The organism is Actinosynnema sp. NPDC023658 (assembly GCF_040639995.1).
Lineage (GTDB): Bacteria > Actinomycetota > Actinomycetes > Mycobacteriales > Pseudonocardiaceae > Actinosynnema.
The window spans coordinates 1-14,358 of the sequence record NZ_JBFAAX010000130.1; the positions used below are offsets into that span (position 1 = coordinate 1).

The following is a 14,358-nucleotide window of genomic DNA, read 5'->3' on the forward strand; positions in this document are numbered from 1 at the left end:
GACACGCGCGCGTGTCCTACGCCCAGGTCACGCGTGTCCTACCTCCAGAACGCGAGAGTCCTACGTTCGCAGCGCGAGAGTCCTACCCTCAGGACACGTGAGTTGAACGCTCAGGTGCGAGAGAGCGCTCTCTCACCCGCTGTTACGGGATGACCGGAACCTGTCGCTTTCCTTGACTGATACAGGAGGCCGTCTTACGTTCCGCTGTGAGAGCGCTCTCTGAAACCACCTCGCAGCACCCTACGAAAGGGGAGTCGTGATCCCCACCATTCGCCGATGTCGTCGACTGGTCACCGCGCTCGCCATCGCGGCACTGACCGCGTCGGCACTGTCCTTCGTCACCTCTCCCGCCTCGGCGGCGCCGCAACTGCTGTCCCAGGGCAAGCCGGTGACCGCCTCGTCCACCGAGAACGCGGGCACGCCCGCCAGCGCGGCCGTCGACGGCAACGCCGGCACCCGCTGGTCCAGCGCCGCCTCGGACCCGCAGTGGATCCGGGTCGACCTCGGCACGTCCACCGCCATCAGCCAGGTCACGCTGAACTGGGAGAACGCCTACGCCCGGTCGTTCCAGCTGCAGACCTCGGCCGACGGCAACTCCTGGACCACGCTCGTCACCGCGTCCGGCAACGTCGGCGTGCAGAACCTGACGGTCTCGGCCACGGCCCGGTTCGTCCGCGTCTACACGACCGCCCGCGCCACCCAGTACGGCGTGTCGCTGTGGGAGTTCCAGGTGTTCGGCGTCGGTGGCACCACCGGGCCGATCGTCCGGGTCGCGGAGTTCCTGGCGGAGTGCCCGTACTCCCACCGACTGCCCGACGACCCGATCGTCGCGCCGAACCTGCCCGGCGCGTCGCACATGCACAGCTTCTTCGGCAACACCTCCACCAACGCCCGGACCACCACGCAGTCCCTCCTGGCGGGCACGAGCACGTGCAACCCGGGCGTCGACCTGTCCTCCTACTGGGTGCCCACCCTGTACGCGGACAACCAGCCCGTCGAGCCGACCGGCACCACGTTCTACTACCTCGGTGAGGGCGTGCGCGACGACGTCATCGCCCGCATCCAGCCGTTCCCGCTGGGCCTGCGGATCGTGGCGGGCAACGCGAAGGCCACCGCTCCCGACGCCAGCACGATCTCCCGCTGGTCCTGCCTGCACGCCGGGCAGGTGGGCGCGTCCAAGGACTTCGTGAACTGCCCGGCGGGCACGATGCTGGAGTCCTACCTGGACTTCCCGCAGTGCTGGAACGGTCGCGACCTGGACTCGACCGACCACAAGAGCCACATGTCCTACCCGGTGAACGGCGACTGCCCGTCGACCCACCCGGTGCCCGTGCCCAAGCTGCGCCAGGTGCTGCGCTACCCGGTCAACGGCGACCCGTCGCGCTTCCGCCTCGCCTCCGGGCCGGGCTACACCATGCACGGCGACTTCTTCAACGCGTGGCCGGAGGCGGAACTCGCCCGCCGGGTCCACGACTGCATCAACCCGATCATCAAGTGCGGCGCGGACGGTCACCCGTGAGCCGGCCGCGCGGGATCGGACGAGCCGGCACCCGGTTGGGCGTGGCGTTCGCCCTGCTCACCGCGCTGGTCGTGCCGGGAACCGCCTCTCAGGCGGCGGAGTGCGGCACGGCCAACGCGGCGCTGAACGCCCCGGTCACCGCGTCGTCGGTGGAGACGGGCAGCCCGTTCACGGCCGCCTCGGCGGTGGACGGCAACGCGGGCACCCGCTGGTCCAGCGCGTTCAGCGACCCCCAGTGGCTGCGGGTCGACCTGGGCGCGAGCCGCGAGGTCTGCGGCGCGACGTTGCAGTGGGAGGCCGCCTACGCGACGGCGTTCCAGGTCCAGGTCTCCGGTGACGGCTCGGCCTGGACGACGGTCTACCAGACCACGACCGGCACGGGTGGCACGCAGAACGTCACCTTCAGCGGCACGGGCCGTTACGTCCGCGTGTACACCACAGCGCGCTCCACGCAGTACGGCGTGTCGTTGTGGGAGTTCGCCGTGCGCACGGGCACGACGGGCGGCAACCCGCCCGGCGACGGCCTGCTGTCCTACAACAAGCCGGCGTTCGCCTCGTCGTTCCAGGACGACGGCGCCTGCTCCGGGTGCACGCCCGCGAAGGCGGTGGACTTCAACCCGGCTACCCGGTGGGCCACCAGCACCACCACCGGCTGGGTCGACCCGGGTTGGATCTACGTCGACCTGGGCGCGTCCGCGAGGATCAGCAAGGTCGTCGCCCAGTGGGACCCGGCCTACGCCACCGCGTACGAGATCCAGACCTCGGACAACGCCTCCACGTGGACGACGATCCAGTCGGTCACCAACGGCACGGGGTTCAAGCAGACCTTCACCGTGAGCGGCACGGGCCGGTACGTGCGGTTGAACCTGACCAAGCGCAGCGGCCAGTACGGGTACTCGCTGTGGGAGTTCCAGGTCTACGGCACCGGCGGCAGCCCCACGTCGCCGCCGGCGCAGGCACCGGACCCGGGCAACCCGCTGCGGCTGGTGTGGAGCGACGAGTTCAACACGCCCGCGGGCACGAAGCCGGACGCGAGCAAGTGGCGCCCGGAGGTTGGCACCGGGCAGAACGCGGAGCTGCAGTACTACACCGACAACCGCAACGCGTTCACCGACGGCGCCGGGAACATGGTGCTGGAGGCCAGGCGGGAGGTCACGCCGGGTGCGGCGTGCCCGGTCGACCCGGTCAGCGGCAGCGGCACGTGCCAGTACACGTCGGCCCGGATCATCACCGAGGGCAAGGCGTCGTGGACGTACGGCCGGGTCGAGGCCAACATCAAGGTGTCCGGCACCAAGGGCCTGTGGCCCGCGTTCTGGATGCTCGGCAACGACATCTTCAAGGGCACCCCGTGGCCCGGCAGCGGTGAGATCGACATCATGGAGCACCTGGGCCGTGAGCCGAACACCGCGTACCAGACGATCCACGGTCCGGCGTACTTCGGCGGCGGCGGGATCGGCCAGATGAGGGACATCGGCCAGGACTACGCGAACGCGTTCCACCTGTTCCGGCTGGACTGGAACAGCAAGGGCATCGTGTTCAGCATCGACAACGTGACCGTCCTCACCATCGACAAGGCGACGGTGGAGGCGACGCGGGGTCCGTGGGTGTTCGACAAGCCGTTCTTCATCCTGCTCAACAACGCGGTGGGCGGTGACTGGCCCGGTCCTCCGGACGCCACCACCAGCTTCCCGCAGCGCATGTTGGTCGACTACGTCCGCGTCTACCAGTGACGGCTGGTGCGGTCCCGCCTCGGCGGGACCGCACCGCCCGGTATAAAGGCTGACGTGGACCGCAGACCAGTCACGTTGGAAGAGGTCGCGCGGGTCGCGGGGGTTTCCCGGGCCACGGTGTCCCGGGTCGTCAACGGGGTCGCCACGGTGGACCGTGAGCTGCGCCAAGTCGTGGAGAAGGCGATCTCCACGACCGGGTACGCGCCCAACCGCGCGGCGCGCTCGCTCGTCACCCGCCGGGCGGGCGCGGTCGGGCTCGTGCTGCCGGAGGAGGGGCGCACGGTGCACGACCCGTACTTCGGCCGGGTGGTGAGCGGCGTGCTGCCGGTGATCCGGCCGCTGGGGGTGCAGCTCGTGCTGACCACCGGCGACCACCGCGAGGTGGTCGACGACATCCGGCAGCGCAGGCTGGACGGCGTGATCCTGATCCACACCCACGAGGCGGACCCGCTGCCGCGGCTGCTGATCGAGGCGAACCTCCCGGTCGTGCTGGCCGCGCGCCCGGTGCGGCCGATGTCGATCACCTACGTCGACGTGGACCAGGCCGCCGGCGCGGGGCTGGCCGCCGACCACCTGGTGTCCCGCGGGTGCGGCCGGCTGGCGACCGTCACCGGTCCGCTGGAGACGCCCGCCGGTCAGGACCGGCTGCGCGGCTTCCGCGAGGCGGTGGCCCGGCACGGGCTGCCCGAGCCGGTCGTGGTCGAGGGCGACTTCTCCCGCGAGGGCGGCGCCGAGGCGGCCCGGCGGCTGGCGGGCGCGGACGTCGACGGGCTGTTCATCGCCTCGGACCTGATGGCCACCGGCGCGCTGCCGGTGCTGCGCAACAGCGGTCGGCGGGTGCCCGAGGACCTGAAGGTGGTCGGTTTCGACGACAGCAGCCCGGCCGTCGAGTGCGACCCGCCGCTGACGACCGTGCGGCAGCCGGTCGAGGACATGGCCGCCGAGATGGCCCGCCTGCTGGTGGAGCGGGTCGAGCGGCCGGACCGGCCGGTCAGCTCCGTGGTGTTCGCGCCGACGCTCGTGGTCCGCCGGTCGAGCTGAGGCCCTGCCGATCCGGCCACCGCCCGCCGGAGCTGTGAGTTCGCCGGACTCCGGAACCACCGGCCACCCGTCGTCCGTTCTGTCCGTTGTGCTCCCCGTTGACCCCGCACCCACCCGTTCCCCGGCCCGCGTCGTCGCCTTGGCGGGTGCGGTCGCGGTCGTGCTCACCGTCGTCCTCGTCGGCGGCCTCGACGTCTACCGGCTGGGTGGGTCGACCCGGCACCTGCGCCGCACCATCAGCGAGTACGCCCTGGGGCCGCAGCGCTGGGTGTTCGACACGGCCGTCGTGCTGCTGGTGCTCGGGTCGGCCGCGATCCTCGCGGTGCTGGTCCGGCGTGGCGTGACCAGGTGGAACTCGGTGGCCGCGGTGGCGTTCGCCGCCTGGTCGGTCGGGTTGGCGCTGGTGGTGGTCTTCCCGAAGAACAACTGGGCGATCGGCCCGAGCGTCGGCGGCGGCATCCACCGCTTCGGCAGCCTGCTCGCGTTCGTCGCCCTGCCGGTCGCCGCGGTGCTGCTGGCCCGGCCGTGGCGGCGCGACCCGGTGTGGGGCGCGCACGCCCGTCGGACGTCGGCGCTCGGGCTGCTGTCGGCCCTGGCCTTCACGCCGATCCTGTACGCCATCGCGGTGAACGCGGTCGTCGGCACGCCCTGGTGGCGGGTGATCCCGCTCGGGTACGTGGAACGTCTGCTGGTGCTCACCGAGGTGGTCGCGGTGCTGGTGGTGGGCCTGTGGGCGGTCGCGGCGACCCGGTCCGCGCCGCCCGCGGCCGGTCAGCCCGAGTACAAGCCGTCCAACACGTCCCGGTAGCGGGCCTCGATCTCCTTGCGGCGCATCTTGAGGCTGGCCGTGAGGGTGCCGTCGGCCACCGAGAAGTCCTCCGCGAGCACGGCGAACTTCTTGATCGTCTCGTGCCGGGCCAGCTTGGCGTTGGCGGCCTCGACCGCCCGGCCCACCTCGGCGTCCGCGTCGAGGTCGTCGGGCGCGAGGTCGGGGTCGAGGGTGACCAGCGCGACGCAGTAGTTGCGCCCGTCGCCGTGCACCAGCACGTTGCCGATGTACGGGCTGTTGGCCTTGACCTGGCCTTCCACCGCCTGCGGCGCGACGTACTTGCCGCCGGAGGTCTTGATCAGCTCCTTCTTCCGGTCGGTGATGCGCAACCGGCCCCGCTCGTCCAGCTCGCCCATGTCGCCGGTGTGCAGCCAGCCGTCCTGCAACGCCTCGGCGGTCTCCTCGGGCAGGCCGTGGTAGCCGCGCATCACGCCGCGCCCGCCGATCAGCACCTCGCCGTCGTCCGCGATGCGCACCTCGGTGCCCACCAGCGGCGGGCCGACCGTGCCGAGCTTGTTCGCCTCGGGCCGGTTCACGAACGACGCCGCGGAGGTCTCGGTCAGGCCGTAGCCCTCCAGGATGGTGATGCCCGCGCGGTCGAAGAACTCGCCCACCGGCCGGGACAGCGGCGCGGAGCCGGACACGAAGTACTTGATCCGACCGCCCACCCGCTCCCGCAGCTTGCTGAACACCAGCTTGTCCGCGACCTTGCGGCGCAGCGCCCACTCCGGGTGCTCGGCCACGGTGAGCGCCCAGTCGAACAGCTTGGCCCTCACGCCGCCCGCCTCGCGCATCGACGCCACGATCCGCTGGTGGATCTTCTCGAAGATCCGCGGCGCGGCGGCCACGACGGTCGGGCGCAGCCGGAGCAGGTTGTCCGCGATCCGGTCCACGTCGCCGTCCACGGCGGTGGGCACGCCGGTCGCCAGCATCCCGACCTGGAGCACCTTGCCGAACGCGTGGGACATCGGCAGCCACAGGAAGTGCAGGTCCTCCGGCTTCAGCACGCCCAGCTCGCGGATCGCCTCCGCGGTGTAGAGCCAGTTGTCGTGGGTCAGCTCGACGCCCTTGGGCGTGCCGGTGGTGCCGGAGGTGTAGATCAGGGTGGCCAGCCGGTCGGGCGTCAGCTCGTCCACCATCGCGTCGTAGTCGCCCTCGGCGTCGTCGGGCTCCCAGTCGGTCGTGACGACCTTCGCGTCCACCTTGCCCGCCAGGTCCGGGTCCGCGACGACCAGCACGCTCTCCGAGTCGCGGACGATGTGCGCCACCACGTCCGGCGTGCTGCTGGGGTAGATGGTCGTCGTCACGCCGCCCGCGGCGAGCACGGCCAGGTCGGTGAGGATCCAGTCCACGCTGGTGGCGGCCATGATCGCGACGCGCGCCTCGTCCCGCACGCCGAGCTGCCGGAAGCCCAGCGCCCGCCTGCGCACGTGCTCCCCGACCTCGGCCCAGGTCAGCGACGTCCACGTGTCGCCGGTGCGGTGGCGCAGGGCCTCCGCGTCCGGCGTCTCGCGCACGCGTTCACGCAGCAGATCGGGGATGGAACGGGCCACGGTGACCTCCAGGGAGCGGCGCTCTAGAGCGGTACTCTAGCGCCCATGAGGGCGACTGGTCGGCGGGCGGTGCTGGACGCCGCGCTCGCGCTGGTCGACGAGGGCGGGCTGGACGCGGTCACGATCAGCGCGCTCACCGCCCGTTCCGGGGTGTCCAACGGCAGCGTCTACCACCACTTCGGCAGCCGGGCGGGCGTGTTCGCCGTGCTGTACGGGGAGAGCTTCGCGCACTGCGTCGCGGCGATGCTGCCCGCGCTGGGCGACGGCGACGCGGAGCAGGCCGTGCGCGCGGCGGTGGCGCGCTACCTGGGGTGGGTCACCGAGCACCCCGGCCGGGCCCGGTTCCTCTACGCCGCGCCGTCGACCGCGGACCCGGTCGTCAAGGCGGCGGCGTTCGAGCCGGTCGCCCGGTGGTTCGCGGACCGCATGGCGGCGGGGGAGGTGCGGGAGATCCCGTTGTGGGCGTTGGACCCCGTGGTGATGGGACCGGCGCACGAGTGCGCCCGGCGGTACCTGATGGGCGCCCTCGACCTGGCGGTGGCCGCCGATCCGGTCGGTGATGCGGTGTGGGCGGCGGTCGCGCCCGTAGGGTGACCGCATGGCCACTTGGGGCGACCTAGCCGCGTACGTGCACGACACCTACGACGTGATCGCGGAGAACGAGGACGAGATCCGCATCCTGTTCAACTTCGAGCAGTACGACGAGGACGACTCGCGGACCCAGGTGGTCATCCTGGTCCGCGAGGTGCTCGACAAGCTGCACGAGTGGGTGCAGATCGCCTCACCGATCGGGCTGGCGGCGAACGTCGACCTGCACGCGTTCCTCTCCGAGGTCGGCAACTCGACCATCGCGTGCGGCGCGGCGATCATGGGCGAGCACATCGTGCTGCGGCACTCGCTGCCGTTGGCGGACCTGGACATCCACGAGTTCACCGAGCCCCTGGCGCTGCTCGCGGGCACGGCGGACCGGCTGGAGGAGACGTTCTTCGGCGGCGACGACTACTAGCTGGTGCTAGCTTTGGCCTTCCGACGTTCCCGGGAAGGCTCACGCGTGTCCACACGGCCCGTCACGATCGCCGGCTACGAGTCCATGACCCTCCAAGTCCGGGCCGGTCTGGGCGAGCGACGGCTGGTCGCCGCGGTGCGGTCGCTGTTCGTGCGGCACGAGGCGCTGCGGGCGGACGGGTTCACGGCCGAGTCGTGCGTGCACCGGGTGGTGCTGCCGCCCGGACTGGTGCCGCTGGCCGCCGTGGAGGAGGTGCCGGGCGACGCGCCGCTGCGGGTGGTGTGGTTCGACGGCGGTGCGGCGGGCCGGATCGTGCTGGCCGTGCGCCGCGACGTGCTGGCCCTGCTGCCGTGGCACGTGCTGCTGCCCGGCCTGGTGTCGGCGTGGAACGCCAGCACCCACCTGCGGGTGCGCCGTCTCGTGGTGCCGACCGCCTGAGCGCGCCGACCACCTGAGCGCGCCGCCGCGCTGAACGTCCCGGCCTCCGCACGCGCCGACCTCACGAGTGTGTCGGCCTCCGGCCCCTTTCCCGCGTGCGTCGACCCCCGCACCCGTTGACAGCGGACGTCCGGGGGTGCTGTGATCCCTCGCAACAGATAGGAAACTTTCCTAACTGAACCGCCGCCACCGCGTTCCACCTCACCCCTGACCTCGTGGGAGGCACACCGTGGCACTCCGATGGCCCGTACTGACCCTGTTGCCGCCGCTGGTCGCGGCCTTCCTGGCCGTGCCGGCGGCTTCGGCCGACGTCGACGCCGCAGACCTCGGCGCGGCGGCCGTCACCGAGCACCAGGCGGAGAGCGCGACGATCTCCGGCGGCCTGGTCGAGTCGAACCACGCGGGCTACACCGGCGGCGGTTTCGTCAACTACGACAACGCGACCGGCTCGTACGTCGAGTTCACCGTCAACGCCCCGGCCGCCGGCACCGCGACCCTGTCCTTCCGGTACGCCAACGGCACGACCACCACCCGGCCGGTGAGCGTCACGGTGAACGGCGGCGGCGCGACGAGCCTCCCGTTCCCCGGCACCGGCGCGTGGTCGACCTGGTCCACCGGCACGGCGACGGTGTCGCTGGCGGCCGGCGCGAACCGCGTGCGCGCCACCGCGACCACGGCGAACGGCGGCCCGAACCTCGACCGGCTCACCGTCGACACCGCCACCACCGGCGTCGGCCGACCCGCCGACGTGAACGGTCAGCTGCGCGTGTGCGGCGTGAAGCTGTGCAACCAGTACGGCAGGCCGATCCAGCTGCGCGGCATGAGCACGCACGGCATCCAGTGGTACGCGCAGTGCGTCAAGCCGGCGTCGCTGGACGCGCTGGCGACCGACTGGGGCGCCGACGTCCTGCGGATCTCGATGTACGTGCAGGAGGACGGGTACGAGACGAACCCGCGCAAGTTCACCGACCTGGTGCACGGCTACATCGAGGAGGCCACCCGGCGCGGCCTGTACGCGCTGGTCGACTGGCACCAGCTCGACCCCGGCGACCCGAACGCCAACATCGCGTTGGCCCGCACGTTCTTCACCGAGGTCGCGCAGCGGCACCGCGACAAGACCAACATCATCTACGACATCGCGAACGAGCCGAACAACGTGTCGTGGGCGGGGATCAAGTCCTACGCCGAGCAGATGATCCCGGTCATCCGGGCGCAGGACCCCGACGGCGTGGTGTTCGTCGGCACCCACGGCTGGGGTTCGCTCGGCATCTCGGACGGGCGCAGCGAGCAGGACATCATCGCCAACCCGATCAACGCCACGAACTTCATGTACACGTTCCACTTCTACGCCGCGTCGCACCAGGACGAGTACTTCGCCGCGCTGCAGCGGGCGGCGTCGCGGCTGCCGATCTTCGTGACCGAGTTCGGCACCCAGACCTACACCGGCGACGGCGCGAACGACTTCGCCTACAGCCAGAAGTACCTGGACTTCCTGGCGGCCAACAAGATCGGCTGGACGAACTGGAACTTCTCCGACGACTTCCGGTCGGGCGCGGTGTTCAAGGAGGGCACCTGCGACGGGTCCACCTTCACCGGCACGGGCGTGCTGAAGCCCGCCGGCGTGTGGATCCGCGACCGGATGCGGACCCCGGACGACTTCCCGACCAGCTGAGCGGACCGGGGGTGCGGCGTGCGCTCACCGCGGCGCACGCCGTGCCCCCGGGTCACTTTCGGCGGTGAGGCGGTCGTCGGCGGTGCGGGAGGATCGTCGGTGGTGGGTCGTGCCGAGGTCCGAGGGGGCGCACGTGAGGAGGTCGGGGAGCAGCGCACGCACCGGTGACACGGCGGCCGTGGTCGGTCTGGGGGTGGCCGCGGCGCGCAGCGGTGACGTCGCGGCGGCGGAGGTCTGGTACCGCGCGGCGGCCGACCGCGGTGACGTGGACGCCATGTTCAGCCTGTCCGCGCTGCACCAGGGCGCGAGGAGGGCGAGCGGTGGTGGAACCGGGCCGTCGCCGCCCGCCAGGCCGACGCCATGAGGGCGTTGCGGCTACCGGACTGAGGCGGCGCACGACCCGCTCGCAGTCGCCCGTCCGCGGGTCACCCGGTGGGACGGCCCCGGAGCCGGCGGTTCAGGACACCGGCCAGGTGTGCACCGGCTCGTTGCTGTGCATGAGGTCCCGGTAGGTGCGCAGCATCCGCCGCAACGCCTCGGGCCGGTCCAGGGCGGTGTGGTCGTAGTGGTGGTGGAAGGCGCGCGCCTGCCACGTCGCACCGTTCACTCCGGTCAGGCAGCGCTGCTCGATCACGCCGAGCAGCCGGTCGCGCTCGGCCGCGTCCACCTTCATCCGCACCAGGCCCTCGTGCGCCATCGGCAGCAGGCGGCGCAGCACCAGCTCCGCCACCGGCACGGTGCCGAGCCCCGGCCAGTACACCTGCGCGTCCAGGCCCGCCCGCGCACCAGCCGTGAAGTTGTCCTCCGCCGCGCTGAACGACATCTGCGACCACAGCGGCCGCTCCTCCTCGGCCAGCACGCGCACCAACCCGTAGTAGAACGCGCCGTTCGCCAGCATGTCGACCACGGTCGGCCCGGCCGGCAGCGTCCGGTTCTCCACCCGAAGGTGGGGCTGGTCGCGCACCACGTCGTACACCGGCCGGTTCCACCGGTAGATCGTGCCGTTGTGCAACCGCAGCTCCGCCAACGACGGCGTGTCGCCGCGCTCCAGCACCTGCACCGGGTCTTCCTCGTCGCAGATGGGCAGCAACGCGGGGAAGTACCGCACGTTCTCCTCGAACAGGTCGAAGATCGACGTGATCCACCGCTCCCCGAACCACACCCGCGGCCGGACGCCCTGTTCCTTCAGCTCGTCGCTGCGCGTGTCCGTGGCCTGCTGGAACAACGCGATCCGGGTCTCCCGCCACAGCTCCTTGCCCAGCAGGAACGGCGAGTTGGCCCCGATCGCGACCTGCACGCCCGCGATGGCCTGCGCCGCGTTCCAGTACGCCGCGAAGTCCTCCGGCGACACCTGGAGGTGGAACTGCGTGCTCGTGCACGCCGCCTCCGGCACGATCGAGTCCGCGGTGAGCTGCAACCGCTCGACGCCGCTGATCGCGATCTGCAGGTCCTCGCCGCGCGCGGCCAGCACCTGCTCGTTCAGCAGCAGGTACCGCGGGTTGCCCGACAGCGCGTCCACCGCCAGGTGCTTGGGCTGCAGCGTCGGCAGGATCCCGATCATCACCATGTGCGCGTCGACCTCGCGCGCCTTGTGCTCGGCCTCGTTCAACGACGTCCGCACGACGTCCTCGAACGCGGAGATCCCGCCGCCGGTCAGCAGCCGCGGCGCGACGTTGATCTCCAGGTTCCACTGGCCGAGCTCGGTCACGAAGTCCGGGTCCGCGATGGCCTCCAGCGCCTCGGCGTTGCGCATCGTCGGGTCGCCCGCGTCGTCGACCAGGTTCAGCTCGATCTCCAGCCCCGTCGTGGGCCGGTCGAACTCGAACCGGGACTCGCTCAGCATCCTGGCGAACACGTCCAGGCACCGGCGCACCTTCGTGCGGTACCGCGTCCGGTCGTCGCGGGTGAACTGGTGTCGCTCGACCTCGTCGCCCATACCCCCGCCTTCTCAGCCCGATCAGCGCGCGGGTACCGCGATCGCGGTCACCACAAACCCCTCCCGCGCCAGCCAGCGACCCGTGAACCCGTCCACCGCGACGCCGTCCACCACCGGCGGCTCGACGAGGATCCGCGCGGTGAACGTGCCGTCGTCCGGGTTGATGGTCACCTCCGCATCCTCGAACCCCAGCCACGCCCGCGCCAGCGGGAACCACGCCTTGTACACCGACTCCTTCGCGCTGAACAGCAACCGGTCCCACGCGACCTTGTCGCTCGCCGCCCTCAGCTCACCCATCCGGGCCAGCTCGCCGGGCACCGCGACGGCCTCCAGCACGCCGTCCGGGGTCGGCTCGTTCGGCTCGGCGTCGATGCCGATGGTCCACACGTCGGAGGCCCGCGCCACGGCCGCCGCGCGGTAGCCCTTGCAGTGCGTGATGCTGCCGACCACGCCCTCCGGCCACATCGGCTCACGCTTGGGACCGGGCAGCAGGGGCACGGGCGGGAAGCCGAGGGCCGCCAGCGCGGTGCGCGCGCAGTGCCGCCCGGTGGTGAACTCCTTGCGCCTCTTGTCCACCGCGCGGGCGATGTGCTCCTCCTCCTCGGGGAACAGCACCACCCCGTCGGGGTCGTCGAACGCGTCGAACGCCGACACCGGCGGCGCGAGCAGGTCGTTGATCATCGGGCGTCCCCCTCGCGCAGCACGTCCAGCAGCGGTGCCGCGGTCCAGCCACGCGGCTGCCACTCCCGCGGGTAGCCCAGCGACACCTCGTCGAAGCGGACGCCGTCCTTGCGGATCGTGCGCGGGATGTGCAGGTGTCCGTAGACCACCACCGCCGCGCGGAACCGCAGGTGCCAGTCCGCCGTCCGCTCGCTGCCGCACCACAGGGCGAATTCGGGGTACCGCAGCACGAACGTGGGATCCCGGACGAGGGGCCAGTGGTTGATCAGCACGGTCCGCAACGACGTGTCCACGGTGCGCAACCGGCGTTCGGTCTCCACGATCCGCGCCGCGCACCAGGCGTCACGGCTCGGGTACGGGTCGGGGTGCAGGAAGTACTCGTCGGTGCAGATGACACCGGCCTCCTGGGCGACGGCGAGCGCGGACGCCTTGTCCGTCGTGCCCGCCGGCCGGAACGTGTAGTCGTAGAGCGTGAACAGCGGCGCCACCGCCACCGGCCCGCCCTGCCCCTCGAACACCGCGAACTCGTCCTCGGGGGTGAGCACGTCGATGCTGCGGCACAGCTCCACCAGCTGCTCGTAGCGCACCGCGCCGCGGGCCTGCGCCGGGTCGTCCTTGGTGGTCCACAGCTCGTGGTTGCCCGGCGACCAGACCACCTTGGCGAACCGGCCGCGCAGCACGCCCAGCGCCCACTCGACGTCGTCGAACTTCTCGGCCACGTCGCCCGCCACGATCAGCCAGTCGTCGGGGGAGTGCGGTCGGATCGCTTCGACGAAGTCGCGGTTCTGCTGGTACGTCACGTGCAGGTCGCTGGTGGCGAGGAGTCGCGGCGGAGTGGTCACGCTGCCGAGCGTATCCGTGCCTGAGGGCGACGGGGGAGTGACCGCTCATCCGCTCGTCGCTCGTCCGTGGCCGTTCGACGGAGCGGGGGGAGCCGCGTGACGCTGGACCACTCCCGTTCGTCGCGCGGTTCCTTACCAGGGGGCGTCGGTGTTCCTAGCGTGATGGGCATCACGACAGTCCTGGGCGGAGGACCTGATGACCAACTACGTACGACCAGCGCAGCCGTTCGGTCGAACGGTGGGCGCGGAGATCGCCCGCCAGGCGCAACAGCACGCGCACCCGGCGGTCGCACCGAGGCGCAACGACGACGCCGCCCTGGCCATGTTGCTGCGCGCCCGCCAGCGCGGCGACGCCCAGCGGCAGGAGCCGTGGGTGCGCCGGGCACCGGAAGCGCCTCCCCGACCCCCGCACGCCGACGTGATCGAGCAACTGGCCGTGCGCCTGGTGCCGCCGTCGTTGTGGGCGGCCGTGGAGCCGCTGCTGCCACCCGCGAAGGTGCGCCGCCAGGGCGGCGGCCGGGGTCGGGTGTCGGACCGGGCCATCTTCACCGCGATCGTCTTCGTGCTCACCAGCGGTTGCGCGTGGCGGCACCTGCCGCCGACGTTCGGCGTGACCGTGCCGACCGTGCACCGGCGGTTCCAGGAGTGGAGCGAGGCCGGGCTGTGGCCGAGGCTGCGGCGGGTGGCGATGGAGGGCGCGGCGGACGGCGAGTGGCTCCGGCTGGTGCTGGAAGCAGCGGAACGACGCGGCGCGCGCGCCGCGGGCTGAGCGGATCGGGGAACGACGGTGGCTCCGCGGGCGTCCCACAGCCGAACCGGGACGTCCGCGGCCACCGAACGTCCCACTGGAGGTGTTCGACGTGGAAGAGCTGTCCAGACGTGAGATCGCCCTGCTGAGGGCGACGGTCGCGAACCGGGTCGACCTGACCGGCAGCGCGGAACCCGACCTGCGGGTCGACGGCCTGCCGTTCTGCGACCCCACCGCGGCGCGCGCACTCGTGCACGCCGGCCTGATCGAGGCGTCGGCCCCGGTCGCGCCGGGTCACCGGGCCCAGGCCCGCCACACCCCCGCCCGCGCCGCGGCCCAGGGCGAGGCGTCGCCCGCCGCCGG

At 71.8% G+C, this 14,358-nt stretch carries 14 protein-coding genes and 1 pseudogene; 11 read left to right on the top strand and 4 right to left on the bottom strand.

Translation table 11 applies throughout. The annotated features are described in order from the left end of the window. The first annotated feature begins 256 nt into the window (after positions 1–256). The 4 genes from AB0G02_RS16665 to AB0G02_RS16680 all read left to right on the top strand — a co-directional run bounded on the left by AB0G02_RS16665 (position 257) and on the right by AB0G02_RS16680 (position 5,098). Positions 257–1,519 (top strand): DUF1996 domain-containing protein, encoded by a 1,263-nt coding sequence (locus AB0G02_RS16665; RefSeq protein ID WP_360794584.1) that lies wholly within the window; start codon positions 257–259, stop codon positions 1,517–1,519. Then, on the top strand, positions 1,516–3,249 hold the full coding sequence (locus tag AB0G02_RS16670; RefSeq protein WP_360794586.1) for a discoidin domain-containing protein: 1,734 nt from the start codon (positions 1,516–1,518) through the stop codon (positions 3,247–3,249). The genes AB0G02_RS16665 and AB0G02_RS16670 overlap by 4 nt, the downstream gene beginning before the upstream one ends. A 54-nt stretch (positions 3,250–3,303) precedes the next feature. After that, a complete protein-coding gene (locus AB0G02_RS16675; protein ID WP_360794588.1) occupies positions 3,304–4,290 on the top strand; it encodes a LacI family DNA-binding transcriptional regulator in 987 nt (328 codons plus the stop codon). An 88-nt stretch (positions 4,291–4,378) separates the two neighbouring features. Continuing rightward, positions 4,379–5,098, top strand: a complete 720-nt coding sequence (locus AB0G02_RS16680) for a DUF998 domain-containing protein (protein WP_360794590.1) — start codon at positions 4,379–4,381, stop codon at positions 5,096–5,098. Here the strand turns inward: AB0G02_RS16680 and AB0G02_RS16685 are convergent. Then, positions 5,062–6,672, bottom strand: a complete 1,611-nt coding sequence (locus AB0G02_RS16685; protein WP_360794592.1) for an AMP-dependent synthetase/ligase — start codon at positions 6,670–6,672, stop codon at positions 5,062–5,064. The two genes, AB0G02_RS16680 and AB0G02_RS16685, sit on opposite strands and share 37 nt — an antisense overlap. Positions 6,673–6,717: 45 nt before the next feature. Here AB0G02_RS16685 and AB0G02_RS16690 point away from each other — a divergent pair, with 45 nt between their 5' ends. The 5 genes from AB0G02_RS16690 to AB0G02_RS16710 all read left to right on the top strand — a co-directional run bounded on the left by AB0G02_RS16690 (position 6,718) and on the right by AB0G02_RS16710 (position 10,152). Next, positions 6,718–7,266 (top strand): TetR/AcrR family transcriptional regulator, encoded by a 549-nt coding sequence (locus tag AB0G02_RS16690; protein WP_360794593.1) that lies wholly within the window; start codon positions 6,718–6,720, stop codon positions 7,264–7,266. Positions 7,267–7,270: 4 nt separating this feature from the next. Beyond that, a complete protein-coding gene (locus AB0G02_RS16695) occupies positions 7,271–7,678 on the top strand; it encodes a hypothetical protein (RefSeq protein WP_360794595.1) in 408 nt (135 codons plus the stop codon). Positions 7,679–7,723: 45 nt separating this feature from the next. Next, a complete protein-coding gene (locus tag AB0G02_RS16700) occupies positions 7,724–8,116 on the top strand; it encodes a hypothetical protein (protein ID WP_360794597.1) in 393 nt (130 codons plus the stop codon). Between the two features lie 229 nt (positions 8,117–8,345). Next, on the top strand, positions 8,346–9,788 hold the full coding sequence (locus tag AB0G02_RS16705; RefSeq protein WP_360794599.1) for a cellulase family glycosylhydrolase: 1,443 nt from the start codon (positions 8,346–8,348) through the stop codon (positions 9,786–9,788). Between the two features lie 133 nt (positions 9,789–9,921). Next, a complete protein-coding gene (locus AB0G02_RS16710) occupies positions 9,922–10,152 on the top strand; it encodes a hypothetical protein (protein ID WP_360794601.1) in 231 nt (76 codons plus the stop codon). A gap of 93 nt (positions 10,153–10,245) precedes the next feature. Here the strand turns inward: AB0G02_RS16710 and AB0G02_RS16715 are convergent, their stop codons facing one another. From AB0G02_RS16715 to AB0G02_RS16725, 3 genes are read right to left on the bottom strand one after another with little or no spacing between them, the layout of a single operon-like run. Continuing rightward, the gene (locus AB0G02_RS16715) at positions 10,246–11,724 is read right to left on the bottom strand and encodes a glutamate--cysteine ligase (protein ID WP_360794603.1); all 1,479 of its coding nucleotides are present in this window, start codon (positions 11,722–11,724) and stop codon (positions 10,246–10,248) included. Between the two features lie 21 nt (positions 11,725–11,745). Then, positions 11,746–12,405, bottom strand: coding sequence for a 4'-phosphopantetheinyl transferase superfamily protein (locus AB0G02_RS16720; RefSeq protein WP_360794605.1), 660 nt, complete (start codon positions 12,403–12,405; stop codon positions 11,746–11,748). Next, positions 12,402–13,247 (bottom strand): metallophosphoesterase, encoded by an 846-nt coding sequence (locus AB0G02_RS16725; protein ID WP_360794607.1) that lies wholly within the window; start codon positions 13,245–13,247, stop codon positions 12,402–12,404. Before AB0G02_RS16725 ends, AB0G02_RS16720 begins: the two co-directional genes overlap by 4 nt. Before the next feature lie 418 nt (positions 13,248–13,665). On the opposite strand from AB0G02_RS16725, the pseudogene AB0G02_RS16730 reads away from it, so the two are divergent. Both AB0G02_RS16730 and AB0G02_RS16735 read left to right on the top strand, forming a co-directional pair. Beyond that, a pseudogene (locus AB0G02_RS16730) lies at positions 13,666–13,986 on the top strand (transposase); the annotation flags it as partial. A 121-nt stretch (positions 13,987–14,107) separates the two neighbouring features. Then, a partial coding sequence (locus AB0G02_RS16735; protein WP_360794609.1) for a hypothetical protein occupies positions 14,108–14,358 on the top strand: 251 nt, incomplete at its 3' end.